The following is a 24400-nucleotide window of genomic DNA, read 5'->3' as shown; positions in this document are numbered from 1 at the left end:
GCTCTAGGCTTTTGTTCTATTGTATGCGGCCGAAGTCGCTTCATTAACCTTTCATGCCGCTCTGTCAATTTCGCATTCCCAATATTTTTCCTATATAATAGTAAATTGGAATACTCTTTCTTACGACATACGAGAGATTAATAGAGTACTAGAATGCCAGAATATTGTGCCTGCGGAAGATTTGAATAAGTAAGAAGGAATTATCCATGTTGAAAAAAATACTTTCCATCGCCATGCCCGCATCCATTGCGGTCACGCTGTCCCTGTCTGCACCCGTAGATGCCTATCAGGCTCAGCTTGCCGCCTTCAAGGATGTCGAGCTCAATGATTACGCGACCGAATCCATCTATTCCTTGTCCGCGCTCGGCATTATTGACGGATATCCCGGCGGCGTCTTTCATCCCGACGGCTCCCTGACCCGGGAAGCTGTCGTCAAGCTGCTCGTCTCCACCGCCAAGCTCGAAACGGCGTCCGCTTCCGGCGGAAGCATGGCCGACGTCAGCACCGATCGCTGGTCCGCCCCTTATATTGCCGCCGCTTATGAGCATCATTGGATCGATTTCCTTATCGACCGGAATGATAGATTCCTCCCAGAGCAGACGATTACGAGAGAAGAAATGGCCGCGCTGATCGGCAACTACTTGTTGGAGAAGGAGCCGGCAGCGGTTCGCGAGGAGTGGTTATCGACCGGTTGGAAGCTGGAAGCCGGGAAAACCGTTTTTCAGGACGGCGCCCAAATCGATCAGAAGCTGCTGCCTTATCTCTACTATTGCGTGAAGCTGGGCATTATGCAGGGCGAGCCGAGCGGCTTCTCCCCCGCAGAACCTCTGATTCGCAAGCAAGCCGCCGCCGTCTTCTATCGACTGATTAATCTGGAGACGACAGCGCAGAAGCTGGCATTCACGGGCTATTACGCGATCAGCTCCTATTCCGCCGTTTCGCATATGGAGGATCTGACGAATGTCGCGTTCGGCTGGTCGCATATGGACTATGACGAGAACGGGGCTGCCAGCCTTGATCTCGCGACAACCGAATATAAGCTGCCTCAGGGCTACGAAGAACCTTTGGCTGCAGCGGAGGATGCCGGCATTGGCAAAGAGCTGATGATCTATTACAGCGACGAGAACCTGAAGGCGTTCGTGAATGATCTTGACGCGCGTCAAGCGTTTATCGATTCGGTGCTCGTCACGGCGGAGGATCCCGAATTCGGCTTTACGGGCATTAACCTGGATTTCGAGGGGCTTCGCGGGGAGGAGAGCAAAGCGGGCTTTCTTGCCTTCGTCCAGGATTTGAAGGAGCAACTGGGAGATTTGACTTTGACTGTTACCGTCCCTCCTGCGGATTATTACAAGGGGTATGACCTGGCCGGCATTGGCAAGGCAGCCGATGAAGTCATTCTGATGGCCTATGATTATACACATGGCGACAGCAGGCTGCCTTCAGCGCCGCTTCCGCTTGTGAATGAAGCGGTTGTTCACGCGCTCGCTTTCGTGCCGAAGGAGAAGCTTGTTCTCGGCATTTCGAAGCAAGCGAATCAGTGGGTAACGATTGATGGAGAAACAACGCTATACAAGCCCAAAATTGCCGATGTGGAAAGTCGATTGAAGCAGCCAGGCGTGTCTCAGACGGTAGAGCTTCCTTCCTTCTTGAACAAAATCACGTATCAGAATGGCCAGGAAGCGCATGAAATTTTGTACGAGGATACGAAGAGCATTGCGAAGAAGCTGTGGCTCGCCAACTATTACGGCTTAAAGGGCGTATCTCTATGGCATATGGGCAACCTTACAGCGGAGGATTGGAGCTTGATTGAACAAGAGCAGGCATCCTCGCCAGCTTAGAAGGCTGCCTCAAACAAGAAACCTTCAGAATCGCTTTTGACGGCGAATCCGAAGGTTTCTTGGCTTATTATTGCTTGGCGAATTCGCGCGGATGTCGACTCATTAACTCGGGCACCGCCGCTTCTCTCCCCGTCTGCTTGAGACGCTCGACATAGGCCGGCAGATGCCCCTTCGCATGGAACGGTCCGCCTTCCTTGATTACCGTCCATAACGGATCCACGTCATGCGGCATGCTCGCCATCATCTCGTCATGCCATTCATTCAAGAGATAGACCGCTTCGCGCACCAGCTCCGGCCTCTCCTCCGCGAGATTGAACTGCTCAAGGTAATCCTCAGCGAGGTTGAACAGCATCTCTCGATCGAACAGATGATAACCGTCATGATAGGTGCGAATATACATATAATCTCCGAATCTTACGCTGCGCTGGCACACATGCGCGCATTGGGAGACGACCAGGTAATCGCGGCCCGCGTCCTCGCCGGTCTTCAGCACGCTCGCGTAGCTCTGGCCGTCCCAGCTTGCTTGCGGCTGCTTGCCCAGCATTTCGGCTATCGTAGGCAAAAGGTCCAGGTGATAATGCAAGCCTTTGTCCACGGCGCCGGATTGCATGCCCGGCCAGCGAATGATCATCGGAATGCGGCAGGTGCCGTTGTCGGCTGTGCCATGCTCGCCGTATATGCCAAGCTCTCCGACATTCTCGCCATGATCCGCCGTAATGATGATAATTAAATCATCCAACAAGCCCTTCTTCTCAAGCTGGGAGAAGATCATTCCGATATTGTCGTCCATAAAACGGATGCCGCAATCATAGCCGTCAATCATCGAGCGCATATCGTCCATGGAAGCAATCTCGCCGGGATGTCTCGGGAAGCGCTCGGAAGTGTCGCTGTTGTACATGTTAATCTCATGAACGCTGTGCGGTCCGACCTTCTTCTTATGCTTCTCCAGCGTCTCGTCGTCGCACCACGCCGGAAGAGGCTCGTCCTTGAACGGATTGCCGAACGCTTCAGGAGCGCGATAAGGCGTATGCGGATCCCAATAATTCACATAGAGGAACCAGTCGTCCTTGTCCGCGTTGCGGTCGATCCAATCCAGGACGGTCGGCGTAACCTCTTCGGCCGATTCCATGCCTCCGCCGCCGGTATTATGCATTTCATTGAAGCCGGCGTAGAACGTATAAGCGGAATGCCGCTCTCCGAAAGGGCTGACCAGCGTCGTTCGCAGCCCGGCCTGCCGGAACAGTGACGGGAAGCTCTCGGTGTCCAGCGTCGATCTGAAGCTCCGGCTCTCGCCGTCATGCCGAACGTCGGCAGCCGTTCCTCCATGTCCGACCACGCCGTTGTGAATCCCGAACCTTCCCGTCATAAGCGCCGTACGGGATGGAAAGCATGGCGCGTCAGATGTATAATAGTTATCAAAACGAACACCCTCGGATGCAATCCTGTCTATATTCGGGGAAGTGTTGCGATGATAGCCGTAGCAGCCCAGGTGGGCGGGCTTCGTTGAATCCAAATCCAGCAACAATACTCTCATAATGAAGATATCTCCTCTCAATTTCGATGCGCGCCAAGACGGCGGCTCATCGTAGATTCATTACTTCATTGTAGAAGATCGCGCTTTCAACTGTCTATGTACGATTCAAGTATCCCATGTATAATTCTATTCCACTTTCGAGGAGTGAGCATCATGTTCCACATTCACCATGTCAACGATGATCGCCATATTCCGAATTGGCGAACACCGCTCGAACGAATTGCTTATAATGTGTTCGTGCTGGTTATGGAAGGCGAGGTACGGTATGAGATGAACGGGCAGAGTATAGTGGCGGAAGAAGGCGATTTCCTCTATATTCCTGAAGGAACCGTGAGAAGCGGCAGGAATGCGGACGGAAGAACGCATCGCAAATATACCGTCCTGTTTCAAAGGGACGCAGCGAGCCCGTCCGGAATTCCTTTCATCGACAGCACGGAATGGTTGAAGAGCAAAGTGAGGAGCCTGCAATATACGGAAAGCCAATGCGTCAGATTGTTCGAGGAAATGCGGGGATCGAAGAGCTTTAGAGAAATTTTATGCGGAGCTGTCCTTCTGGAGCTGTTCAGCCAGCTTGCCCGCGAGCTCGAGAAGCCGGATTTAAAGCCTAATCGTATCCGGAATGCCGAGATAATTGAAGCCTATTTGCACGAGCATTATCGCGAAGCCATCGAGATCGAGCAGCTTGCAGGGCTTATTAATCGTTCACCCAATTACACCAGCGCGTTGTTCAAGGAGGTGTACGGCTATTCGCCCATTCCTTACATGCATCAGCTTAGAGTGATGGAAGCCTGCAATCTGCTCCTCTTCTCCGATATGTCCGTCACGAATATCGCCCAGCATCTGGGATACTACGACACCTCTTATTTCTTCCGGGTGTTCAAGAAGCATTGCAGGATGTCGCCCACCGACTTCATAGCGGGCGGCACCCTTATCGACATGGCGAATTTGCAGCTTTAAGACGGGTAGATGCCAAGTGAATCCGGCGGCGGCGCAATGCCGAACGAGCCGTTGCAATGTCTAAGATTTTCATAGAAATGCGCGTTCGTAGCCGCCATGTAAGGAGCAAGCCAAAGCGCGCCAATGCCCAGAGTCAGCATGCAAAGCAAATACCAGCCTATGAAAGACAGCTGCAGCACGAAGTAGCGCCATTTGTGGCCGGCCATCATCTCCTTGCTTCTGCGAATCGCTTCAAGAGCGCTTATATCCGGATTATCGATTAAAATGTAATAAGCTTGCGAATAGCGGTAGCCTGCAATAATGCCTGGAATAATGAATAAGAGCGACCAGAGCAACGTAAAAATTCCCATAAGCAAAGTAAGTAAGAACACCTTGACGAATCTCTCAAATCCTTCGAACAGAGAGCTTACGGAAGGATCTTCCCCCCTTGCCAGTCGGATGAAATAAAGAGCCATTCCAAGAGTGAAAACCCCTGTGATAAGAATGAGTACGAGCTGACCAAAAAAAGGAATAAAACCTAAAGAAATGGTTATTGCTACATAAATTAAAAACACTGCAATTGATTTGCCCCAATTGCCGAACAAGCTTTCCCGAGCCGCGGCTCGCAGTTCCGATCTGCTTAAAATCCCGTTCATTTGATTGCTCCCTTAAATGTAATATAGTTCCTAATACCCAATTGATGATAACATAGATGAATAAATGGGTAAACGACTAATTTAAAGGTATGCGCACATGAACGAAGCTTAGAACTGCTGCAGGAGTGAATGGCTTAGAGCCCCGTTCGCCGGGACTAAAGCCTCTCTTTGAGCCATACGGCCATCTCGCCTTTGCCGCGATTGGCCCAAGCGTAATACGGAATGAAGCGAATTCGTTCCGGCTGCAGAGACGGCTCCCTGTCCGCGCGGTAAAGCTCCGATTCCCACCGCGTCGCTTCCCGCATGCGAGAGGCCTCCGCTTCAATGACTTGCAGGCCCCCAAGCAAGCTGTCCTCGAAGAAGGTCTGAAGCTTCGCGCCAACGGGGAGCATCAATCCGCCCAGACCTGATCCGTTGTCCGCTTCTTCCGCGCAATACACAAGCGGTCCGCGCTGCAGCGCGACCTTCCCCCGGGTCTCCCGGACATTCGGGTGACTTCTCATTCGCAGCACCGGCATCTCGAGCTCCAGCTCCGCCACGTCTCCCGTCGTCCATAATCGTTCTACAATGATATAGCCATCCGCTCCAGGCTCGCTGCATTCAAGCTTCTCCCCGTTCACTCTGATCGCAACACGCGGACACCAATCGGGCTTGCGGAATGCCATCGCGAATGTTACAGGCTGCTCCACAGACAATTCGAAGCGCACATTCCCCTCCCAAGGCAGACCGCTGACCTGCCGAAGCTCTACCTGGGCTCCTTTAACCGACAAGCTTGCCTGACCGCCGATATAGAGATGTGCGTAGACGGCGGTTTCGTTCACCGAGTACACGTATTGCTCAAGCGATGCGAGCAATCTGGCAATATTCGGAGGACAGCAGGCGCAGCCGAACCATTCTTGACGCACGGGCTTGACATGGTTGAAGTTGTGGTTATGCCCCTCGCATACCCCGGGCGCGACTTCCAGCGGATTCACATAGAAGAATCTCTTCCCGTCGCGCGACATGCCCGATATGACCGTGTTATACAGCGCTCTTTCCATCGCTTCTGCATAACCGCTCTTAAGCTCTAGTTGCAGCATGCGATGGGCCGCGAAGATCAGGCCGATGGATGCACATGTCTCCGCGTAGGCCGTATCGCTCGGCAGATCGTAATCGACGGAGAAGGCTTCGCCGGAAGCCATCGAGCCTATCCCGCCCGTAACATACATCTGCTTCTCCACAATATTGCTCCAAAGCGCGCGGCAAGCAGCAAGCAGCGAGTCGTCTCCGGTCTCACGGGCCACATCCGCCATCCCGGCGAGCATATAAACAACCCGTACGGCATGCCCGGTCGCAACCGATTGCTCCCGCACCGGAAGATGCGCCTGAAAGTAAGCGGGATTAATGCGAATATCCTCTTTGCTCCAGATGGATGTTCTTCCTCTCCGATCCGCCTCTTCTTCAAAGAAGCTTGGCTGCGCACCGCGCTTATTGATAAAGTAGGAGCTTGAGGCGAGATACTTCTTATTCCCTGTCGCTTCGTACAGCTTCATCAAGGCAAGCTCGATTTCCTGATGTCCGTCATAACCGGCGATCTGCCCCTCCTCATCGCCGAAAATATTCGCAATATGATCGGCCAATCGAATGACAATATCCAGCAGCTCGCACTTGCCGGTCGCGTCATAATAGGCAACTCCCGCTTCGATCATATGTCCTGCGGTATACAGCTCGTGACATTCCGCCAGATTCGTATATCTGGCCTCGGGAGCTTTGACCGTAAAGTAGGTATTCAAATAGCCATCCGCATGCTGCGCCTTGCCAATGATGGCAATCATCTCATCCGCTTGCTTCTCCAGCTCGCTGTCGCGTTTGTCCTTAAGCAGGTAGGCGACCGCCTCCAGCCATTTCGCCACATCGGTATCCTGAAAAACAAAGCCGTAGAACTCTCCTTGCTCCATGCCCGCCGCTATCTTGAAATTACGGACGGCTCCGCTTCGCTCCGCGCCCTCCACCGCATCATTAAGCGCCTCCCATTGATAAGGAACGACTACATCGCGAACAAGCTCCTTGTAATAGGTCCAGAAGGAATCTTGAATATGCGTTTGATTCAGAGAAACGGGCTTGGCAGCGCCGCTCATTGCCATGTTGTTCATATCTTTCGCTCACTCCATTCTTGAATTGTGAAATTTCATACTGAATAGCTTTATTGTATACGCTATAATGTAGCTGATCGATTAAGGATATCAACCAATTTCTTATAAAATATCACACAAAAGGATGGGGATTCGATGACGACGCCGCAAACCCCTGAACGCGTCTATATGGCTGCTCCGCCCATGCCGTATTATCTCGAAAGCGGGGAAACGCGCTATGGAGCGGGAGACCTGCATCCAAGCCGAAAGCAGCTTGGCGTATTCGATTTGCTTATTGTGGAATCCGGCTGCTTGTATATCGGAGAAGAGGAGCATTCTTGGTCGCTTTCAAGTGGAGAAACGCTGCTGCTTATGCCTGACGGCACTCACTACTCCGTCAAGCCCTGCGAGATGGAAACCGTATTCTATTGGGTCCATTTCCACGTCTTGGGCGAATGGCTGCAATCTTGCGAGGAGCATTCATCCTTCCATCATGAGGCTCATGCTGCCAAATTCCTTACTGCGCCCTATGCGTTGACGATTCGAAAGCAATGGACTTTGCCCTATCCGGAGCAGGCCTATCAGCTCGCGAGAAGAATGAATCGCTCGGCCGGCGAGCCGCAGTCAAGCGCTTTCTGGACACAGCAGCAAGCCTTCGAGGAGCTTCTGCGAATGATGGACATGCGGCAGAACGAAGCGTTCGCAAGCCCGGTCGTCGCACTCGCAGAGAAAGCCGAAGCATATATCAAGAACAATTATCGGGAAGCGATATCGGGGAATGCGATGGCTGCCGAGCTGAACTTCCATTACAACTATATCTCAAGATGCATGAAGCAGGTGTACGGCATGACGCCCGGCCAATATTGGAACGCTTACCGTCTGGAGCAAGCCAAGCTGCTGCTCCTCAAAACCGAGTGGACGATAGGCGCAATCGCAGAGCAAGTAGGCTATGACAGCGCAGCCTACTTCACCTCTTGCATGACGAAGAAAATCGGTCTGTCTCCTACTGCTTTCCGAAAACAATTCTCGCGATAGACTCCTGGCTGATGCAGACAGACTTTCATATACGATGCACAGCCGGGTCTATGTCCCTTGCCGACAAGGAAGAAACTTCATATGATGAGGCAGAATGTTATTTGCTGGAGGATGACCCTCATGCGTTTGAAGAAGCGTCAAAAAAGAATCAAAGCCGGAAAGAAAAGATGCCGTCGCAGAACGGCAATCAAGCTCTGCGTTCGACCGATTGTGAACAGATATTTCTACATTTCCCCGAACATTTTGCATTTGGCGAACGGAGCTTGCCTTCCTTCCCATCATTTCAATGATGACGACGGCAATAAGATTTCTTCTTTCCCTCTTGTTGCAAGAAACGGTTACGTCAATTTATTTATTAACGGCGTTATGCAGGAGGGGGGTCTCTATGACATCAATCCCGAAGCGTTAGAGTTAGCTGCGACAGATCAGCAAATTGCTTCGGGCACAACAATTATTCTGGAGTTTGTGCGCTTTGCGGCAAAAGGGAACAGAAAAAGAATTTAGATAGATTAACCCTGCGAAACACCCTGCCTTCCTCTATGATTTCGAATATAGTAATTATGAAGTACAAACTAGAGGAGGGTTTATACATGGCCTTGGAATTAATGAAATTGCTGGTAACAGCCACTACCACGACGGAGACGACGCCGACGCCCGAAAGATTCTTTTTTGTTACGACAACAATTACCGCACCAGGCGCTACATTAACCATTGATGCCGCCGATTTCTTCGATGATTCCGGAACTGCAGTCACTGAGCTTCCCGCGTTATCCTCAGGCAACAGCTTATTCAATGTTTACATCAACGGCGTTATGCAAATGCAGGATATCTCCACCTATACAGCAGGCGCGACGGGAGTCGGTTCCCTCGCAATCGATGTTCCCGCAGGACTGTCATCCATTCTCATTGGCTCCCCCGTCGTGCTTGAAGTCATCAACTTCGCGCCGGACTCGACGACAACGATTGCAACTTAGCTCCTGATAGCTCTCCCGAGCCTGAATGAAAGGCAAAGCAAAATGCCATTCTAACAGGGGAAGGAGGTGCGAGAGCGCAGATGACGTCATCCAGGAATCGAAGAGAGAACGCTTGGCAGCAAAGAAAGCAGAATCAGAAGCCTTCGCATGGCAAGGTTCAATCCTTCGAGGAGCTGAGCGAAACGGCTCCTGACAAAAAACAATAGCAGCGAAAAAGCCATGGAAGGAGGAATTGAATCCTCTCTCCATGGCTTTTCGTCCGCATCCTTGCTCGCCCTTCTAGGAAATCCATCTCACTTCGGTCAACTTTCAAATGCAATTTCGAACGAGGCGCCCGCACCTTCCCGGGGGTCGAACGAAAGCTTCACCGCATGCTTGTCGCTGCTCAGCAATGTTATTCGCTCAGACTGCTTCCGTATGTTGCCTGCCGCTAGCTTGATTTCCAATTCAAGAGGCTGTTCTTCCCGCTGGGTAGGATCGGATACCGCGAGTGTCCAGCCTCTATTCTCCTGTCGCAGCACAATAGAGGCTCGACCCGAACAGGCAATGAGCCCTGTGGAAAAAGCTGCCGGCTTCCAGAAATGCGCGGCATATACTCCAAGCTCCGTATCCTCCACCGCATGGCAATATTCGCTTTGTTCTCTTATATACACCGGACAATTGCTTCCGAAGCGCTCCGTTTCGCTTGCCGTTCTTCCCGGCAACAGGATGTATGCATATTCCGCTTGTTGAGGTCTCGCGCCATGATCGAACCATACTGTGAAATAAGCGCGCTTTATTGCCTCGTCGGGACCGTTCGCATTGATCTTGCGCCAATTGCCTTCGCGCACTTCGCGAACCGCCTTCACCGCCCCGCCTTTCGGGAATAGATAGCCCGCTTCGCATCCTGATGCCTCGTCGAACAATTGAATCCAGCTTCCAGTCACCTCTTCAATGCGGCCAAGCGAGTCGCAGATGCATCCCTTCTCCGCGGAGATGATAAGTTGCTCCTGGTTCCGCCACATCCGATTTTCAATGATTGTCTCGACCGGGGCTCTGCCCTGCGATTGAATATCCGAGCCAAGCGCAACGATCCTGTCTCCGAGCAAGAACCAGCTCTTGCGCCCTGTAAGCTTGTCAGAATCGACATCTTCTGTCGTATCCTCCAGTTCCATCGCGATTCCGCCGAATTCCCCCTCCAGCACGGCGCCTCCTACGAAATCCCGAGAGCTGAACCGTCCGTTCCCGGTGCCATCCTGGCGAGGTGTCGCAGGAACTGTCGTGCCAGGCAGCCTGCAAGGATTGACCGTCGGCCAATAGGAATCGGCATATTGGCCGAGATCATCCTGATAGAAATCCGTCATGCCGTGAGCGGTATACCAGCTTTTCAAATTCTCCCCGTTCATAGATTCATAATTGCCGATTCGATTCGAATGCATGCTGATGCCGTAAGCGAAGCCCGGACCTTGAAGCACGGCACGGTCCATGCTGGCGAACAGCTTGCAGAACGCCGCTTCCTTAGCCGCGTCCATGCCGTCATCCACCAGCAGGCTTCTGGCTTGCTCTACTGTATCCGGCGGACAGCAGGCTGAGTACGATTTGTAAGAATCTCTTCCAATCCACAGCTTCGCATGCGACAGCAAATATTCGGCTTGACGCGGATTCACGATTCGGGACAACCTCAAGCAGGAAGCAATAAAGGAATGGCCGCTCTCATGATTCTGCGACTGCTTCCTCGAAATCTCTCTTCCGCTTGTCATATCGAGGAGCTGCCCTCGAAACATGAGCGGCGCATAGGCGTTCCGCGCCCAATGAAAGACGATATCCCGCTCTGGTTCGCCAAGCGCCCAAGGCGTTCCATGCAGCCACACCATCACTCTGACGATATCTTGCAGGAGCGATACCCCGTATCCGCCGGTGTAAGCATAGCGATCATGCTGGATAAAGGAGCCGTCAAGGTAGAAACCGTCGCCATGCGTCGTGTAGCCGAACACCGGAAGCACCGCTTTCCGCGCCGCCAGCAGCTTCTCCTCATCGCTTTGCATTACGGCGCTGAGCGCCTGGGCCATCGCTTTCCAGACCAAATTCGCGCCGGTCGAGCGAGGGGGATTCACCGTAAACTGCTGAGCATGATAGGAAGGGTCTCCCACGTATTTGTCTATAGGACGAAGCAATGACTTAATTAGCTCCGGCGGAATCATTTCATCTAGCAGCAACATGCTCTCCAGCAATGCAATGGGCACGCCGATTTCCCAATACCACCAGTTGCCGTAGGGCTTGCAGCGTTGGTTGTAACGACGTTGATAAAGCCATTCCAATCCTCGAATTGTCGCTTCCTTCAATTCGCCGTCCATGTAGCAAGGCGCTCCCCTGGAGCAAAGAGCGATCGCCATCTCTTTCAAGCGGCGAGCCGTCAGGAACATATCCGCGGCATTGTCCGCGAACCGAATATCCGGCCATAGTCCGTCTTTGCCCGGCTGCATGGTTAATCGATAACCGACTGCCTTCTCCGCCTCATCAGGCCGAGTGGCATCCCCCGACAGATAGGCCTTCCATCTTTGCTTCAGCTCATTCATAATCGATTTTCTCAATCGGGCAATTCCGCATCGAGATTCCTCCTGTCCAGTCATCATGCTCCATCTTGTAAATAGGTATATGTACGTTACATTAAGCAACAAAAACGAGAATAGCCATGACCTATTCTTAGATTCTTGTGATGTATTGCAAGATGATGCGCCTCCGCAATGGAGACATTTGACAGTCCCCCGCTATTCATACAATCTATGAAGACCTTGTCTGAATATACTATTAAGATATCGCAACATGAGGAGGTGTTATTCCTATGAAACCCATTGCACTTTCAGAAGTTGCTCTCAGACCGTATATTGGAAAAACCGTCTACGCCAAACTGAAGGACGGTTCCCGTATTTACGGCAAAATCAAGGCGTTCAGAGACGGACGGCTCTACTTCGCCTCCATCAGCAAAGGCTCCGGCCCGACCTATCATCGAGCGAGAAAGCAATACGCCAAACGCAATAAGAAAAAAGCAACGATTTCTTTCTTCGGCTTCGGTATAGGCATCGCGCTGGGCTTTATCGCCTCGTTATTCTTCATCCCATTCTTCGGATACGGAGGCGGTTACGGCGGATACGGCGGCGGTTTCGGCGGCGGGTATGGCGGTTGCGGCTGCAATGGCTGCGGCCCCGGCGGGTATGGCGGATATGACGGCTTTTATTAAAGGCTGACATTCCTGGAAATGGAAACAGGCTCTGCAAACATTCTCCAGCATGAGAAAGCGTTGCAGAGCCCCTCTTTTATCATTGCTGACAACTCTAACTCTTACGACCTGCCTTTCCGAAAAAATAACGGAGCATGTCCCGTAACGGATTTGAATACTCTTCCGAAATTGGTGACACTGCCGAAGCCTACCTTCTTCGCAATAAGACCGGCCTTCATGTTGGTGCCCTCCAGCAGCTTCTTCGCTTCCTTCACTCTGACACTGTTCATGTATTCCACAAAGGTGAAGCCGGTTGCTTCCTTGAAGAATCGGCTCAAATAATAGGGACTGACATAGAAGCGATCCGCAAGCATTCGCAGAGACAGCGGCTGCATGTAATGAGTGTTGATATAGCAGACAACCTCCGAGATGCGATCATGCATGGGACTTGGGGATTCGATCGACATCAGGCTGTCTTGCCCGCGATGCCTGCAGCACAGGATGAGAAGCTGAATGACCAGCGCCTGCGTGCAACGTTCGAAGCCAGGCTGTCTGTCTTGAAGCTCTTGCATAATTTGACGCAATAATGCATCTATCGCGAGTCTCTCGTAGGGGGATGTTCTTACCAGCATATACTCAAGCTCGAAGAGGGGCGACAGAATGTCTTCATGAGCGCCGTCAACTCTGTTCAAATATTTCTCGTGTATGTTGACGACGAGCCGTTCATGCTCTGGAATATTCGCATTCGTCGTTCGATGCAAGATATTCGGGGAAATGATGACAACATCGCCGTCTTGAAGACTAATGGTGCGATCCTTGACGAATAGCTCCCGCTTGCCCGATATTAAGCAATGAATCTCGAAGGTGCTGTGGAAATGACTAATCGGCATATGATGGCCCAGCGCCTTCCGATGCGAGATTGAGAAGGTTCCTCCCGCATTTTCAAACTGTAGGTCTCCCATTCTCCCGCTCCCTTGGCCGTTTGACTTCTATTATAAGGCATCTTGCGCTTTCTGCAAGATCTAAGAAGAAATCGTCTAATCACGCAATTAATGTACATATCATTGTGATAATCTAGGGCTAAACAAATGGGAAGGAATGAGAAGATGACAACAGCCAATTCCACGCTTACCCCGCTTGGGTGGGCAGAAGAAGCTTGTGAAGCCTTAATGTTCAAATACGCTCCGGAGGAGCTGCCGCCAAGCCGATTCCATTACCATCAAGGCGTCTTCCTGTCGGGCATGACCAAGTACTGGCAAGCGACCGGCAAAAAGCGCTATTACGATTACATGAAGGCATGGGTGGACAGCCAGGTTCTTGAGGAAGGCAGCATCAAGCACTTCAATGCGAATGAGCTCGACGATATTCAGCCTGGCGTGCTTCTCTTCCCTCTCTACGAGCAAACCGGAGACGAGCGCTACAAGAAAGCGTTGCACACGCTTGTTCCGCTATTGAAGGACTGGAAGACGAATTCTTCCGGCGGCTTCTGGCACAAGGAGCATTATCCGAATCAAATGTGGCTCGACGGGTTGTATATGGCTGGCCCGATCGCGGTTGAATTTGGAAAGACCTTCGGTGACAGCAGCTACTTCGACAAGATGACCTTCCAGGCTATACTGATGGAGAAGCATACGAAGGATCCTGTTACGGGGCTGCTCTATCATGGCTGGGACGAGACGAAGAAGGCCGCATGGGCGGATCCATCGACCGGGCTCGCTCCCGAATTCTGGGGACGGGCAATCGGCTGGTATCCCGTCGCTTTGCTTGAGATGTTCGAGCATATGCCAGAGAATCATAAGGACAAGGCGAAGCTGGTTCACATTCTGCAGGACCTGCTGGCCGCCTTGGTAAATTACCAGGATGAGGCTAGCGGCTTGTGGTACCAGGTTATTGACAAAGGCGACCGTGAGGACAATTGGCTGGAAAATTCCTGCACCTCGCTCTTTGTTCATGCCATTGCCAAAGCCGTGCGCTTCGGCTATCTCGATCCCGGCTATCTGAAGTATGCCTGGAAGGGGTATCAAGGCGTTATAGATACGTTGACCAAGGACGAGAACGGCAAGGTTGTTATCGGCCATATTTGCATCGGGACGGGAATCGGCGATTATGCGCATTATATTGCCCGTCCTACCAGCGAAAACGACTTGCATGGCGCAGGCGCCTTCATTCTGATGTGCGTGGAGATGAGCAAGGCGGAACCGCTGCATTCCTGATCGAACGTTCCGGCGAGGCAAGTCTCTGCTCGCCGGGACTTTTCTTCTCTGCATGAACGAATTGAATTCTACAGCATCCGTCGGAACGCGGACGGCGTCATCCCCGTCAATCGCTTGAACATGCGGGAGAAATATGCCGCGTCGCAATAACCGAGCTCGGAGGCAATATCCTCGATTCTGGCATCGGTCGAGAGCAACAGCTCCTCCGCCCTCGCAATGCGAAGTTGATGCATATAGGCAAGCGGAGCCTTTCCGAACTGCTTTCTGAAGCTTGTAATCAGATGCGTCGCATTCCTGCCCGCATGCAGCGCCAGTTCTTCGATCGACAACGGCTCTTGATAATACTGAGCAATATAATCGTGAACCAGCTTCATCGCCGTCGCCTGTTTGCCAGCGGGGCGCTTGCGTTCTGTCTGCTGGTGGATTCTGACTGTCATCTCTAACAGCATGCTATGACAAAGCGCCTCGCAATAGCGCTCCTTCCCCTCACATAGATGATGCATGCGGGCATACATTTGATTCAGATAGCCGTATATCGCCGCCGTCTCGAACTTCACAGCCGGCTTGTTCAGCTTGGGGAATGGCTCGAACATGCCCGCTCCCTTCCAATGGACCGAATATTTCGCATGAGAACGGCCGTCGGCCGCTATCCCTTGCCGTGGCGTATCGGCCGCCATGAACAATACCTCTCCTTTGCGCACCGTATACGTTTCTCCGTCTATCACATAGGAGCATGAGCCCTCGTCCATGAACAGAAGCAAATGATGTGGAACCTTCGTCACTTCGCCGTATCCTCCCCACCTGCCTTTATATTGCAGATGCAGCACCTTGTCGATTGTCACATTCATCGCATTCGAGCCTCCTTTCTCTGCTTTCGCCTCCAAAACAAAATATCATACAAGTCATGCAAGTATTGATCATTCATTTCTTTATATTTGACTGATATAATCCTCCTACGAAACAAAATATCATCATATTCAATGATAGTCCATTATACCAGGAGGCTCTCTTATGTCTATAGACGATTCTGTTTCTGTTTATCGAAAGCTGCTTGAGAAATGGGTTCGCAGCAGCCTGGCGGATCTCTACTCCTGTCTGGACCGGCCAGAGCTTGCCTGCTACGGCAGCGGCGACAACGGCTGGGGCGTGCAGACGAATCAGAAGGCTTTTGCCGCATATGCAGCGCTTGCCGCCGATCGTGAATTTGATCCAGACGCAGCGGGACTCTCCCGGGAAGAGCTAATTCATATCGCGCTTCGTACGCTGCGCTTCTCGCTTCAATCTCATATCGAAGGCAACTATTGCTGCACAGACGGCGGCTCATGGGGGCATACCTGGATCAGCGCACTTGGCATTGAACGCATGATGCACGGCGTGGACGCAATCGCGGAGGAGATGACTTCTGCGGATCATGAGCTGCTGCGCAAGGTATTGCTCTCGGAATGCGATTGGCTGCTGGATGAGCTTGAGATTGAAGCGGGACTGCTGGCGAGCGAGGGGCACAACAAGCCGGAGAGCAACCTTTGGAACGGCGCCTTGCTGCATCGAACGGCCCTGTTGTATCCGGATGCTGCGCGCGCGGAACAATTTCGGGAGAAGGGACTTGCTTTTCTCATTAATTCCGTGTCCGTTCCCTCCGATGCTGTCAATAGAACGATCAAAGACGGCAAGACGGTTGCGGATCGTCATGTCGGGGCGAACTTCTTCGAATCCATGGCGCTCAATCATCACGGTTATTTGAATGTCGGCTATATGGTCATCTGTCTCTCGAACATGGCCATGCTGCATTTCTATTATAAAAATCGAAGCATTCCCGTTCCCGAAGCGCTCTATCACAATATAGAGCCGTTATGGAAGCTGGTCAAGGCATGCACCTTCCCGGACGGGCGCTTGCTCAGAATCGGCGGCGACACCCGGGTAAGGTATACGTACTGTCAGGATTACGTCATCCCGGTATGGCATATGGTTCGAGATATACTGGCTGATTCGGAGTGCTCCGATTTCGAGGAACGATGGCTTCAGCTCGTTCAGCTGGAGATGGAAGAGAATGGAGACGGCAGCTTTTTCTCGTCCCGAAATCAAGTTTTGAGAGAGGAATCGCCGCTCTATTATGCGCGGCTGGAATCGGATCGGGCGGTTGCCTTATCCATGGGGCTTGCTTGGAAGCCTTTGATCGATGCCGCCGGTGTCAGCAAGCTTGAATCCGAAAGCCGGAGTCCTGCAGATCTCGAAGCGGAAGGGGAAGCCTGGCACGATGCCTGGCACGGCGCTTATCTGCACAAAAACGCGAACAGGATAGCATCGTGGGTATGGGAAGCGGCAGAGAAGCCGCAAGGACTTTGCTTGCCGGCGAATGAGAGCGGCATGGCCGAATGGAAGGAGAACCTTGCGCCGCAGATTACCGGGTTAGGCAGATTCACGGAGCAGCGATTGGAGCGACATGAGGGCGCTATGTTCGAGGGAGGGTTTCTGACATGGGGAAGCACACTTCATCATACATCGGGGCTGCTTGCAGAGGGACAGCCGGACCATAACATCGCCAGAAGCCGCATTGTCTGCGCCGCGCTCCCGCATGGTGCGATGATCGTCCTGCAGCTTACGACAGCTTTGGAGCGCAGAGCTTATATAAGGGGCATGAAAGGCCTTCATCTTATAATGCCGAATGATCTGTTCAATGGAAACCAGCGCAACTATGAATTTGAAGATGGAAGCCTTACACTGCTCGGAGCAGGGAATTGTGATCAGCAAACCGTCTCAACCGGATCGCATTGGCTGAATATGGATGATAAGCTCGGCGTCATTGCCGCTTACGGCGCGGAGGAGCTTGTCATACATCGTCCAGGCCGAAGACAGATTGGGCTTCGGGAAAATCTCAAGACAGCGGGAACAGGCGGCATGCTCTACGGAGATGAAATCTGCGCTCCTTACGAAGGGGAGCTGCGCTCCCTGGACGCAGGAGAAATCCTGGTGGATGCGGGGTTTGTCATACAAGCCAATCAAACAGCGAAAGCCACGCGCAGCGCCGGAAACGATATTCGTCCTGTTCATCATGAGAGCGGTAACGTAAGAGGCGTGATTGTCCGCGAAGCGGACGGCCATTCCTATGCGCTTGCGGTCAATTGGGAGGATGAGGAGCAAGTGTTGTCTCTTGACGCCAGGGCAGCAGTGAATCTGCTTACGAAAACTTTAATCCCGTCAAATTCAAATCGCAAGGTCACCATTCAACTCACACCTGGAGAAGCCCGGCTTCTACGAATTGAAGAGCCCTGAACTGTTGCGTTCAGGGCTCTTCAAATATTTAATTACTCTTCCCTTGCGTGAACCACCTCTCGAAATCGACCTGGCGTAATTCCCTCCAGCTTTTTAAACAATCGAATGAAATAACTGGGTTGATAGCCTACAAGCAAAGAAATTTCATTAATCATAATATCCGACTCTCGCAGTAAAGACTTGGCTTTTTCCATTCGCAATTCAGTCAAGTACTCGGTGAAATTGCTTCCCGTCTCTTTTTTGAAAACCTTGCTGAGAAAATGAGAGGCTACTTTGACATGATCCGCACAACTTTCAAGTGAAATATCTTTCATATAGTTCTGACGAATATAATTTTTCGCCTTCTCAATGACTCGTTTTACTTGATCATTGGTCCGCCTCTCCAGCTCACAAATAAAGGATTCGATAATATGGTGATGAAACCAATCAACGATGGAATTGGGGTCGCGAATTTGAGAAAGGGCCTCAAATAGATTGCTCCCCTTGGATAAGCTTGCCGGATTCACTCCGAGCTGCGAGATCGCATTTATTATGCCTGCCAATAGTCGCATTACCCCCTGCTTGACATCCATTTCTTTCACGCCATCGACTGATAAAGCTTCAATGAACAATGACAGCTGATGCATCGCTTCATCCTTCTCTCCAGCTCGCAGCGCCTGAATCAACTCGCGCTCTATCGTGAACGGATAATTCAATTCCCCAGCTTCCATTAGCAGTTCCGGCTGCTCCATGTCGATAATCTGATTTTCATTCTCGAAGCTTCTGTATCTTGTTGCTGATTTGGCACTCTCATACAGCGAAGCAATTTGCTTAATATCATTGGTGGATGGAGCGATTACAGCTGTTGCCTGCAGACGCAACAATTGATTAATTCCATGTGTAATCTCGCTGCAAAGAGCATGAATAGCCTCCCTTGTATCCTTGCCTGGTTCAACGATTAGAAGCGCGATTGATAAATCATGAAAGTTGATCACGTAGGTTTGTTCCAGTTCATTCCCAGCGATTTCCCCCATGATATTGCACGCCGCGAAGGTAACTAGCCCCTCGTCTCCTTGATTGAAACGTGTGGTTGAGCTGCCAAGTCCAATGAGTTGAACATAGACGACGGTAAATTTTTTATTTTCAAGATGCACGCCATATTGGCTGAATCGTTTGATGAGCTCGCTTGCGGAATATTGATGAAGATAGCCTTGAAATAATTGCTGGATAAAGCTCTCTTTCAGATGCGGGAGCTCATGTTTCAGCTTCGATTGCAAGGACTTGCTTTCTCGATTCAACTCCTGCCACTTCTGATTAATCAAGGTAAATTCATCTACATCCTGGTCCAAGTGCTCCGCCTTATCCCTGTTCAGCATATGGAACAACTTCCCGACAGGTGAATAAATACGCCGGGAAGCGGCCCACGCCATGGAGGCAGCGATTAGAAGAGCGATACAACTTATTGTGATGATTAGTTTAGAGATGGAACGGAGCGGATAGGTTATAGCCTGTATCGGCGCTGCCGAAATATACGACCAATGTGTGCTCACTTCGTTAAATGTATCATAGGAGATCGAATACTTACTCCCATTCCATCTGTAATAATGAAGCCCCTCTTCTTGATTTCCATTCTGAATCTCGGAGATCAGATCTTGAACCAAGAGGTCGTCATCAGATCCGATCCCTGTACTGATAATGCGTCCGCCGTCATCGTTTATGATAAGGGTCTTCCCACCGTTATATGGCGTTAAGGCGCCTACTAACTGCTCCAGCTTTTCCATGTTAATCCTTACAAGCAAAAGACCGATGGGATTTTTGTTGTTCCCCGGCAGCTTCTGAACTAAAGCGAGTTGTTCCTTGTTCGTGCTTCCCGGCACTTCAGTTGTCCAAAAGAAAGACTGATTGCGATTCATTAGATTCATATATTGAGTATTCAATTCCGACTCGTCCACCGTACTGTATTCAGGCATGAACCTAACGTCCCTTTGATTATCCGTTCCTTTCACATAAAGCTCCGCATTCTCAATAAGCTCGCTCGAACTTTGCACAATGAGCAATGTTTTTGTAATATCCCAGGCTCTTCCGTAATTCAGCCCGAAGTCCATTCCTCTAAGGGTATAGTCAAATTGCGGTTCGAACGCCCATTGACCGATTGATAGTTCCAAATAGGCTAAGTTGCCATCGATGGTTTGCGCACGTTCATGTATTTCCTCCTGATGAAGCTGATGGAGTTTTTTCTCGATTTCACCACCAGTCCCCCAATACATGAATCCACTCAGAAGAAGCCCGGGCAAGATAGCAATGGATAAAATCAACAGCAAGCTCTGTCGGTAATATTTCATTCCTTTGGAAAAAAACTTCCCCATTCTTCTCACCTGCCGGGTTTATTTGTCTTACAAAGCGATTCTGGTTCTTCTGTATACTGCTTCCAAGTATTCTGACAGCAATTCCAAACTAAGTATAGCATTTAAGGACCATTGAGAGGCTTCATTCGTGTTAATCCAATCAATTTCAAAGAGATCTTCCATATATGTCACTAGGTTTTCGTTCTCTGAGAGGTTTGTATGCCCGAAAGGATTTAGAAGTAGAATCTCCCAGCATTTCTCCGCTGTCGCCTTATCCCGTTTATGATAGGCCCCAAAAGCTGCAATTCCCGCACTGAGCACCGGATGGCCCCAGCTCTCTGTTTTAATTTCACCATTCGTAATCAAATCCTTCTCATTCTGAGGAAGATTATAGTAAACGCCGAACTCTGCCAGCATATCCATCCATTCCGGGTCTTCCAGCATATCTCCGAGCTCGAACCAAACCTGTGGACCTCCCATACAAATCACCATGTGACGGCCTGAGTTATCCTCTCCCATCGGGATTAGCGCGCTGGTCTCCGGATTATAACCATAGGAAGGCCCCGAAAGCATTCGGTATTTCGCATTCTTCAGGCATTGAATGCCGGTTAAAATCTTATCGCGATACAACGTATCCTCGAAGCGTTCCCAGCGAGTCATCCAGTTGGAGCAGAAAGCAGCCCAGTCGGGTCCAATCCTTAGGTGGACCGGATTCTCATCCTTGGGAAAATAAGCTCTCATTGGATCCATGACAAGCGTCGAATAATCCGCATCCTTCACAAGATCAAGTAAATCCCCAATTCGTTCGTCCGCTGTCAAATAATAATAGTAACGATGTAACCCGGCCATGAAGATGCGAGCCTCCTTGCAACCGCAGCCCCAGTGTACGACATTATGCCGCGAGCCCAATCCGATGTACTTGCCGAAATGATAGGTATCCACTTCGCTGGTATGCCTAGTCATCGCCTCCGCCATACGGAATATATCAGCTCTTCCAGATCGGAGGAACATTGTCCATAACCACATATTGGGCACAAGCTCCGCATTCTGCCATGCGCAGCCGCCAAGATCGTAATTCCAAACATGCCGAACAGGGTCATAGCTATGCATCACATCTCCATAATCCCAGAATCCATACCAGCCTCGCTGCTCAATTTCTCTTAAATAAAAGGAGAGAATGCCGTCCAATTGCTCTTCCATATAGATCTTGGCCGGAGTGCTCTGGTCCGGCAGACTCCACAGACCGAGTGCTCGAACGCTGTAATAATATTCAGGTTCGCAAACCAGCAGTGAGGGTTCTCTTAGTTCAGCCTGCATCTCCTCTAATCGTTCCGGCCCTGGCGTTTCGGGCAATGCCCATAGTGTCAGTTCATTCGTGTTGGCAATTCCGTAAGGAGTTGCGTTCATCTCGTTAAATCCTTCATAGGATGATTCTACATGAGTTTCTGAATCATAATGCCGAAGATCCATTGCAGGAACATCGGGAGACCATAACCATAATGTTAGCGACGCCTCAGCCCCAGTCGTATTCGAAACTTCTATTGCGCGGGGATGCTTCTCCCAAAAATAACGGTCTCCGATGCCGATGCCGCCATTCACTCCTCCTACGTATCCAAGCCCGCTACTGCGATGGCCGTCTGTTACCTTGAGCCAACTGCAGTCTTCCTTCGTTCTCTTCATGATCCGATAATGATGCGATGAATCTTGAACGAGCTTATAATCATCCCAGGTTGCCGAGTCCTCAAGCAACCCCATGAAATATCCATCATCATTCGCATTAAATTCGACGGGCTTCCCTTCGCTTTGCCGTTCAAACAGCTCACGGTATTTGCCTTTCGTGCGCCTTGTATGCAAGGTCTTTGGTGATTCTCCAAAAAATCCGGTGTCTCCCGCGATTCGAACATGACGATTATATAGAGGTCCATCTAAAGGAACCTGTAAGGTAATGCCAATTGCTTTAATGAAATCCTTATTCGGATCTCCATCGTAATGGAAGGTATGAACGAGTCGAATCGTCTCAAGACCTGCGTACAAATATATTCGCAATGTGAATGGCAGCCATTCTCTCTCTCCGTTCTTCGATCTATGAAAACCGTCCACTCGTATCACAGCGCGAATCGGTCCGTTTTGTTCCACAACAGACGAATGAATGTTGCTTTCGAATGGTTCATTCCAAACCCGATTGCCTGCTGTATCCGTTTTCCGCTCTTCACGTAGTCCCATAAGCATGACGTCAGAGCCTACCCTATGTCCATTTCTCGTAATGCTTCGAATGATAGAATTGCCTTGCCGTGCTATAACACATTCGGCAACCCCTGTGTGGATGAGGATGGAATCCTTACTTTCCGTAACGGAAAGGTTTAATTTCTTTACTGCAGGTTTTCCAATAGAAACGCTTAAGTCTCTCCTATCTTCATCGCTTAACACCGTAGAATGAGCTGTCCATTTCACACTCCCGTCCGGCCAATATGCGGTTGGCCAACTCTGCATGGCAAGCTCCCGAGCATGGCTGGTTAGGACGAGCGATTCCTTTCGGTCCAAAACGCCTTTGCCCCATGGAATCCCCCATGTAATCCCAACAGAATTACCCGTCGTTTTCTCTTGAAGCAGTTGCAGCCTCACACTTCTATCACTCATGCGTATTCGCTCCTTATTGGCAATAAAGCCGTGTCAGCCGACACGGCTTTATTGCTGCTAACTACTTCTGGGAAGCTGCGTACAATGTATTCATTTCTTTCACATAGTCGTCTCCGCCGCTTTTTCTCCAAAGCTCGAAAGCCGCTTTCACATCTTCTTTGTCATATTGTCCGACTATAAATTTGATTCTTGCATCATTAATAATGTTATTCAATTGCGGACCTCTTTCGGTATACACTTCGGAGGCAAACGGCTCGGCCGGATTCGGCACAATATACTTTTCCGCTTCTTTCTGAAGCTTATCGGTTTTTTGAGAAAGTGGAGTCATTTTGCTCTTACTTTTCAATGTGCGGTCCTCTGGAATATAAGTCAACAACTGGCCCAATCCAGTCAGTTCAGAATCTGCCATTGTTTTATCTGTTGTTGGTACGATATAATCATTCTCCTTGGTATAATGAATGCCTTCGATGCCTGAATAGAGCAGTGTCTGAATGTCGGCGTCATTCGTCTGATCCAGAAATTCAAGAACCCGTTTCAGTTCATCTTCCGTCTTCACCGTTGACTTTGGAATGACGAACATTCCGGAGAACCCAGAGGTTGGAAGCGCCTTTAAGCCATCTTCTCCTTCTACCCCAATCAGGTTGTCTACAAATTGTTTATCAGGTTCGTCTTTGTTTTCAGCTTGCAAAGCCGTGTGTATTTTTTGATCAATTCTTCGTGCAGTATCCGTAACATCTACGATGACACCCGCTTGGTTATTCACGATGGGGTCAATCCACTTCGAGCTGTCGTATACGGCAAAATCATGATTAATCAGACCTTCTTCATATAGCTTCCGCATGAATTTGAGCGCTTCCAAATATTCAGGGGTTTCATGCTCTGGAACCAGTTCGCCATTCACAATCCCCCATTGGTTAGGCACACCAAACCAGAGCTTGATGATATCAAAACCGCTAGCCCATACTCCTGTCCATTTGACCAGCACCATGCCATAGGTGTCATCCTTTCCATTTTGATCAGGATCCTTCTCTTTAAACGCCTTCAACATATTATAGAAGTCATCTATCGTTTGGGGCACTGGCAGACCTACATTTTCCAACCAATCCTTTCTATAATTAATGCCATTGCGTCCTAGCGGACGTGCGCGATAGATGCCATAGTTTTTACCGTCAATCGAGGAGTTGTTGAGAATGACTTCATTTGCTTGACTTAAATTGTCGTAATCCTTCAAGTATGGGCCCAAATCCCAAAAGGCTCCCGATTTGGCAGCATTGACGAAGCTCGAGTTTTTGGCATCGCTCACAAACATAATGCTCGGCAGCTTGCCTGAAGCTAGTATAATATTGAATTTATCTCCATAGGAGGAGTTTGGGATCCAGTCAATATGAATCTTGGTGTTCGTTCTCTTCTCGATTTCTGCCAGCACCCTCGTTCCATCCTTGGGATAGCTGGTGCTGAAAGCAGGGAGCATGATGCTAAGCTGCTGAGGCGGAAGCTGGCTTTGAGTGGCAGATGGCTGATTCCCTTCCGTATCTGTTGACGGCCGCACGGTTTGCTCCGGAGCATTCGAAGAATTAACATTATTGCTGCAGCCCGCCACACCTGTCACGGCAAGCGTTACTGCAGAAGCGAACGTGATCCACTTTAATTTTTGCTTTGTATTCATTAACATTTTC

At 50.4% G+C, this 24400-nt stretch carries 18 protein-coding genes; 9 read left to right on the top strand and 9 right to left on the bottom strand.

Annotation, left to right across the window (positions count from 1 at the left end; translation table 11 throughout):
• The first annotated feature begins 206 nt into the window (after positions 1–206).
• On the top strand, positions 207–1838 hold the full coding sequence (locus HFP08_RS07330) for a glycosyl hydrolase family 18 protein (protein WP_168119893.1): 1632 nt from the start codon (positions 207–209) through the stop codon (positions 1836–1838).
• Positions 1839–1905: 67 nt separating this feature from the next.
• Here the strand turns inward: HFP08_RS07330 and HFP08_RS07325 are convergent, their stop codons facing one another.
• Complete coding sequence (locus HFP08_RS07325) at positions 1906–3372, bottom strand: sulfatase family protein (RefSeq protein WP_168119892.1); 1467 nt, start codon at positions 3370–3372, stop codon at positions 1906–1908.
• A 153-nt stretch (positions 3373–3525) separates the two neighbouring features.
• On the opposite strand from HFP08_RS07325, the gene HFP08_RS07320 reads away from it, so the two are divergent.
• A complete protein-coding gene (locus tag HFP08_RS07320) occupies positions 3526–4329 on the top strand; it encodes a helix-turn-helix domain-containing protein (protein ID WP_168119891.1) in 804 nt (267 codons plus the stop codon).
• On the opposite strand, the gene HFP08_RS07315 is transcribed toward HFP08_RS07320, so the two are convergent.
• Both HFP08_RS07315 and HFP08_RS07310 read right to left on the bottom strand, forming a co-directional pair.
• On the bottom strand, positions 4326–4964 hold the full coding sequence (locus tag HFP08_RS07315) for a DUF975 family protein (RefSeq protein WP_168119890.1): 639 nt from the start codon (positions 4962–4964) through the stop codon (positions 4326–4328). The two genes, HFP08_RS07320 and HFP08_RS07315, sit on opposite strands and share 4 nt — an antisense overlap.
• 155 nt (positions 4965–5119) lie before the next feature.
• Complete coding sequence (locus HFP08_RS07310; RefSeq protein WP_168119889.1) at positions 5120–7096, bottom strand: glycoside hydrolase family 127 protein; 1977 nt, start codon at positions 7094–7096, stop codon at positions 5120–5122.
• Between the two features lie 135 nt (positions 7097–7231).
• Between HFP08_RS07310 and HFP08_RS07305 the strand changes: the two genes are divergently transcribed.
• The 4 genes from HFP08_RS07305 to HFP08_RS29195 all read left to right on the top strand — a co-directional run bounded on the left by HFP08_RS07305 (position 7232) and on the right by HFP08_RS29195 (position 9290).
• Positions 7232–8110: a helix-turn-helix domain-containing protein gene (locus HFP08_RS07305; protein WP_206109194.1), complete on the top strand. Its 879-nt coding sequence runs from the start codon at positions 7232–7234 to the stop codon at positions 8108–8110.
• Between the two features lie 120 nt (positions 8111–8230).
• Positions 8231–8614, top strand: a complete 384-nt coding sequence (locus HFP08_RS07300) for a DUF4183 domain-containing protein (protein WP_168119888.1) — start codon at positions 8231–8233, stop codon at positions 8612–8614.
• Between the two features lie 86 nt (positions 8615–8700).
• On the top strand, positions 8701–9084 hold the full coding sequence (locus HFP08_RS07295) for a DUF4183 domain-containing protein (protein WP_168119887.1): 384 nt from the start codon (positions 8701–8703) through the stop codon (positions 9082–9084).
• Positions 9085–9164: 80 nt separating this feature from the next.
• Positions 9165–9290 carry a DUF6254 family protein gene (locus HFP08_RS29195; protein ID WP_240941154.1) on the top strand — a complete coding sequence of 42 codons (126 nt, stop codon included), beginning with the start codon at positions 9165–9167 and terminating at the stop codon, positions 9288–9290.
• Between the two features lie 96 nt (positions 9291–9386).
• Here HFP08_RS29195 and HFP08_RS07290 read toward each other — a convergent pair whose 3' ends face one another.
• The gene (locus HFP08_RS07290; protein WP_168119886.1) at positions 9387–11654 is read right to left on the bottom strand and encodes a polysaccharide lyase 8 family protein; all 2268 of its coding nucleotides are present in this window, start codon (positions 11652–11654) and stop codon (positions 9387–9389) included.
• Between the two features lie 251 nt (positions 11655–11905).
• On the opposite strand from HFP08_RS07290, the gene HFP08_RS07285 reads away from it, so the two are divergent.
• Positions 11906–12301, top strand: a complete 396-nt coding sequence (locus HFP08_RS07285) for an LSm family protein (RefSeq protein WP_168119491.1) — start codon at positions 11906–11908, stop codon at positions 12299–12301.
• A gap of 101 nt (positions 12302–12402) precedes the next feature.
• On the opposite strand, the gene HFP08_RS07280 is transcribed toward HFP08_RS07285, so the two are convergent.
• Entirely contained in the window at positions 12403–13242 is an 840-nt protein-coding gene (locus tag HFP08_RS07280) for a helix-turn-helix transcriptional regulator (RefSeq protein ID WP_168119885.1), read from the bottom strand.
• 144 nt (positions 13243–13386) lie between these two features.
• On the opposite strand from HFP08_RS07280, the gene HFP08_RS07275 reads away from it, so the two are divergent.
• A complete protein-coding gene (locus HFP08_RS07275; protein ID WP_168119884.1) occupies positions 13387–14493 on the top strand; it encodes a glycoside hydrolase family 88/105 protein in 1107 nt (368 codons plus the stop codon).
• 68 nt (positions 14494–14561) lie between these two features.
• Here HFP08_RS07275 and HFP08_RS07270 read toward each other — a convergent pair whose 3' ends face one another.
• Entirely contained in the window at positions 14562–15341 is a 780-nt protein-coding gene (locus tag HFP08_RS07270; protein ID WP_168119883.1) for an AraC family transcriptional regulator, read from the bottom strand.
• 163 nt (positions 15342–15504) lie between these two features.
• On the opposite strand from HFP08_RS07270, the gene HFP08_RS07265 reads away from it, so the two are divergent.
• On the top strand, positions 15505–17763 hold the full coding sequence (locus HFP08_RS07265) for a hypothetical protein (protein WP_168119882.1): 2259 nt from the start codon (positions 15505–15507) through the stop codon (positions 17761–17763).
• Positions 17764–17795: 32 nt separating this feature from the next.
• Here HFP08_RS07265 and HFP08_RS07260 read toward each other — a convergent pair whose 3' ends face one another.
• The 3 genes from HFP08_RS07260 to HFP08_RS07250 all read right to left on the bottom strand — a co-directional run bounded on the left by HFP08_RS07260 (position 17796) and on the right by HFP08_RS07250 (position 24390).
• Positions 17796–20108, bottom strand: coding sequence for an AraC family transcriptional regulator (locus tag HFP08_RS07260; RefSeq protein ID WP_168119881.1), 2313 nt, complete (start codon positions 20106–20108; stop codon positions 17796–17798).
• Between the two features lie 27 nt (positions 20109–20135).
• Positions 20136–22724 carry an exo-rhamnogalacturonan lyase family protein gene (locus HFP08_RS07255; protein WP_168119880.1) on the bottom strand — a complete coding sequence of 863 codons (2589 nt, stop codon included), beginning with the start codon at positions 22722–22724 and terminating at the stop codon, positions 20136–20138.
• 61 nt (positions 22725–22785) lie between these two features.
• Positions 22786–24390 carry an extracellular solute-binding protein gene (locus tag HFP08_RS07250; RefSeq protein ID WP_168119953.1) on the bottom strand — a complete coding sequence of 535 codons (1605 nt, stop codon included), beginning with the start codon at positions 24388–24390 and terminating at the stop codon, positions 22786–22788.
• Positions 24391–24400 lie beyond the last annotated feature (10 nt).

The organism is Paenibacillus sp. HB172176, from assembly GCF_011947265.1.
GTDB lineage: Bacteria > Bacillota > Bacilli > Paenibacillales > Paenibacillaceae > Pristimantibacillus.
This window is presented reverse-complemented; position numbering and strand designations above follow the sequence as displayed.

What these genes read in the sequence shown, in the direction of transcription:
- HFP08_RS07260 (WP_168119881.1), bottom strand. Translation starts at nt 20,108, where the DNA reads ATGGGGAAGTTTTTTTCCAAAGGAATGAAATATTACCGACAGAGCTTG.
- HFP08_RS07305 (WP_206109194.1), top strand. Translation starts at nt 7,232, where the DNA reads ATGACGACGCCGCAAACCCCTGAACGCGTCTATATGGCTGCTCCGCCC.
- HFP08_RS07275 (WP_168119884.1), top strand. Translation starts at nt 13,387, where the DNA reads ATGACAACAGCCAATTCCACGCTTACCCCGCTTGGGTGGGCAGAAGAA.
- HFP08_RS07325 (WP_168119892.1), bottom strand. Translation starts at nt 3,372, where the DNA reads ATGAGAGTATTGTTGCTGGATTTGGATTCAACGAAGCCCGCCCACCTG.
- HFP08_RS07315 (WP_168119890.1), bottom strand. Translation starts at nt 4,964, where the DNA reads ATGAACGGGATTTTAAGCAGATCGGAACTGCGAGCCGCGGCTCGGGAA.
- HFP08_RS07300 (WP_168119888.1), top strand. Translation starts at nt 8,231, where the DNA reads ATGCGTTTGAAGAAGCGTCAAAAAAGAATCAAAGCCGGAAAGAAAAGA.
- HFP08_RS07285 (WP_168119491.1), top strand. Translation starts at nt 11,906, where the DNA reads ATGAAACCCATTGCACTTTCAGAAGTTGCTCTCAGACCGTATATTGGA.
- HFP08_RS07265 (WP_168119882.1), top strand. Translation starts at nt 15,505, where the DNA reads ATGTCTATAGACGATTCTGTTTCTGTTTATCGAAAGCTGCTTGAGAAA.
- HFP08_RS07280 (WP_168119885.1), bottom strand. Translation starts at nt 13,242, where the DNA reads ATGGGAGACCTACAGTTTGAAAATGCGGGAGGAACCTTCTCAATCTCG.
- HFP08_RS29195 (WP_240941154.1), top strand. Translation starts at nt 9,165, where the DNA reads ATGACGTCATCCAGGAATCGAAGAGAGAACGCTTGGCAGCAAAGAAAG.
- HFP08_RS07250 (WP_168119953.1), bottom strand. Translation starts at nt 24,390, where the DNA reads ATGAATACAAAGCAAAAATTAAAGTGGATCACGTTCGCTTCTGCAGTA.
- HFP08_RS07320 (WP_168119891.1), top strand. Translation starts at nt 3,526, where the DNA reads ATGTTCCACATTCACCATGTCAACGATGATCGCCATATTCCGAATTGG.
- HFP08_RS07270 (WP_168119883.1), bottom strand. Translation starts at nt 15,341, where the DNA reads ATGAATGTGACAATCGACAAGGTGCTGCATCTGCAATATAAAGGCAGG.
- HFP08_RS07330 (WP_168119893.1), top strand. Translation starts at nt 207, where the DNA reads ATGTTGAAAAAAATACTTTCCATCGCCATGCCCGCATCCATTGCGGTC.
- HFP08_RS07255 (WP_168119880.1), bottom strand. Translation starts at nt 22,724, where the DNA reads ATGAGTGATAGAAGTGTGAGGCTGCAACTGCTTCAAGAGAAAACGACG.
- HFP08_RS07295 (WP_168119887.1), top strand. Translation starts at nt 8,701, where the DNA reads ATGGCCTTGGAATTAATGAAATTGCTGGTAACAGCCACTACCACGACG.
- HFP08_RS07310 (WP_168119889.1), bottom strand. Translation starts at nt 7,096, where the DNA reads ATGAACAACATGGCAATGAGCGGCGCTGCCAAGCCCGTTTCTCTGAAT.